This window comes from Halomonas sp. 3D7M (assembly GCF_014897885.1).
Taxonomy (GTDB): Bacteria; Pseudomonadota; Gammaproteobacteria; order Pseudomonadales; family Halomonadaceae; genus Vreelandella.
In genome coordinates this window covers 13,839-16,688 of record NZ_JABUZF010000226.1, presented here as the reverse complement: position 1 = coordinate 16,688, position 2,850 = coordinate 13,839, and the positions used below count along the sequence as shown (strand labels likewise).

At 49.5% G+C, this 2,850-nt stretch carries 3 protein-coding genes; 1 reads left to right on the top strand and 2 read right to left on the bottom strand.

The features are described from left to right. Positions 1-1,426 (bottom strand): aminopeptidase N (gene pepN, locus INT22_RS20970; RefSeq protein WP_226912691.1); only part of this gene is annotated, 1,426 nt, incomplete at its 3' end. 84 nt (positions 1,427-1,510) lie between these two features. Next, entirely contained in the window at positions 1,511-1,996 is a 486-nt protein-coding gene (locus tag INT22_RS12720) for a YajQ family cyclic di-GMP-binding protein (RefSeq protein WP_038485589.1), read from the bottom strand. A gap of 223 nt (positions 1,997-2,219) precedes the next feature. Between INT22_RS12720 and cobO the strand changes: the two genes are divergently transcribed. Continuing rightward, entirely contained in the window at positions 2,220-2,819 is a 600-nt protein-coding gene (gene cobO / locus INT22_RS12715; RefSeq protein WP_193068335.1) for a cob(I)yrinic acid a,c-diamide adenosyltransferase, read from the top strand. The last annotated feature ends 31 nt before the right edge of the window (positions 2,820-2,850 follow it).

Below are 2,850 nucleotides of genomic sequence, written 5' to 3'. Positions count from 1 at the left end.
GAGTCGCGGGGGTACGTTGGCGCAGAGTGAGATGATACTCCCCATGGGCGTAATCGTATTCACCGTGCGCATCGATTTCAGGCGTACCTGCCTGGGAGTACCAACGCATGAATTGACCAAGGTCTACATCAGACACCTCGGCCATGCAGCCCACAAAGTCCTCGATGGTCACTGCCTGACCATCAAAACGCTCAAAATAAAGATCTGAGCCGCGACGGAAGTCTTCCCAACCCAGTAAATTACGCAGCATGCGCACAACCTCTGCGCCCTTTTCGTAAATCGTCAGGGTGTAAAAGTTGGTGATTTCAATAAAGTGGTCTGGCCGGATCGGATGCGCCGTCGGCCCTGCATCTTCGGCGAACTGAGCAGTGCGGAAAAACGACACGTCTTGAATGCGCTTAACGGGAGCCGAGTTGGTGTCGGCGGAAAAGCACTGATCACGAAATACAGTAAAGCCCTCTTTTAAAGAGAGTTGAAACCAATCACGGCAAGTCACTCGATTGCCTGACCAGTTGTGAAAATATTCATGGGCAACAATCCCTTCCACATTTTGGAAGGCTGCGTCCGTCGCGGTATTGGGATGAGTTAATACCGCAGCGGAGTTAAATATATTAAGCCCTTTGTTTTCCATTGCCCCCATATTGAAGTCATTCACTGCCACAATCATAAACAGATCAAGGTCGTATTCACGGCCATAGGTCTGTTCGTCCCATGCCATGGCACGCTTAAGGGAGGCCATCGCATGTTCAGTTTTATCTAGGTTTTCTTGCTCGACCCACAACTGCAGCGTCACGCTGCGGCCGCTCATAGTCTCAAAAGAATCTTCCACCTTATGCAAATTACCGGCAACTAAAGCGAACAGATAGCAGGGTTTCGGGTGCGGGTCTTCCCAGGTTGCGAAGTGGCGGCCATTTTCCAACGCACCTTGATCAACAGGGTTACCATTGGCGAGTAGCACTGGCTCACTGGTGGCGTTACCAATCACCGTTACCTTAAAAGTGGCCATCACATCAGGACGATCGGGGTAATAAGTAATTCGCCGAAAGCCTTCTGCTTCGCACTGGGTGCAATACATGCCGTTAGATTGGTACAGCCCTTCCAACGCAGTATTACTGCTGGGAGCTAGCTCCACCTCACTCTCCAGCATAAAGGTCTCTGGCACATCTGTTATGTGCAGCACCTCATCCGTTAACTGATACGCAGCATCAGCCAAAGGGCTACCATCGATAGCGAGTGATATCAGCGTCAGATGTTCACCGTTAAGCACTAACGGCGCTTGTGAATCAGCGCTTGGATGACGCTCTATTTGCAGGCGTGCTTTCACGCGGGTTGCTGCAGGGTCAAGATCAAACGTCAGCTCGGTATGGGTAACTAGGTAGGCGGGCGGCTGATAGTCGCTTAAATAAACCGGCTGCGGATCAGACATAGTGCGTGACTCCTGTAAGCTTATAAATTATTTGATGATGCAGCGCCTAACGCTGCATCATCGTAATACTGTCGATCGAGTTAATTAATCACGGAAGTTATCGAATTGTAACGGTAGTTCAGGCCCCTCTTCGCCACGTAAAAGCGCCATCACGCTCTGAAGATCGTCGCGTTTTTTACCCGTAACGCGCACTTTTTCACCCTGAATCTGAGCCTGTACTTTTAGCTTGCTGGCTTTGATACGCTTAACCACATCTTTTGCTTCAGCCTGATCAAGCCCCTGCTTTAGAACGACCTCCTGACGAGCTTTCACGCCAGACAACACCGGGTCTTGAATATCCATACAACGGGCATCAATCCCCCGCGCGATCAGTCGATTGCGCAACACATCGAGCATTTGCTTTAGTTGGAAATCAACCTCAGCCTCAAGCTGAACTTTCTCCCCTTCAAGTGAAAAGCTGGCATCAACACCTTTGAAATCAAAGCGCGACTGCACTTCACGATTTGCTTGGTCGATAGCGTTAGACGCTTCGTGCTGATCAAACTCTGACACAATATCAAATGAGGGCATGGCATCATTCCTAGTAAGACATGACCCACTATTCTAGAGCAGCTAGCCCCCACCCGGCCAATTTCTTACATAATGTGTCTTGCAGCGCTAATTTCGGCACCCCCAAAACTTGAACAGAATTCTCCATTAACTATACAAGACTTAACCATAGCAATATTAAATTGGCGCTGGATGAATTAACCTAGCCATCATTTACTTAATCACTTACCGATGGACACCGACCATGAGCGATCGCGATACACGTCACAAAGCGTCGATGGAAAAACTGAAAGCCCGCGTTGACGAAAAAGTGGCCAACGCTACCGAGCAGCGTGGGCTGTTACTAATCAATACGGGCAATGGCAAAGGTAAGACGACTGCCGCCTGGGGCACCGTCACTCGCTCGCTTGGCTATGGCTATAAAGTCGGTGTCGTGCAGTTTATTAAGGGATTATGGGAGTGCGGTGAACGTAATCGGCTAGAAGAAGACGCAAATCTCAGTGTTGCCATCATGGCCACGGGCTTTACCTGGGATACCCAGAATCGCGAGTCAGATACACAAGCTTGCCAAGCAGTATGGCAAGAAGCTGAAAAAATGCTCGCAGATCCAGCGACTTACCTCGTTGTCCTGGATGAAATCACTTACATGTTGAAGTTCGGTTATTTAGATATTGATACCGTTAAGCAAGCACTGATCAATCGACCGCATGAACAAACGGTGATTATTACCGGACGCAATGCGCATCGGGATTTGGTGGCAATGGCGGATACAGTGACGGAGATGCAAGAGGTACGGCACGCGTTTAACAATGGCCTGCAAGCCCGTCGCGGCATCGACTTTTAGTTTCAGACCGGATGCTAAAAAGCAAAAAGGG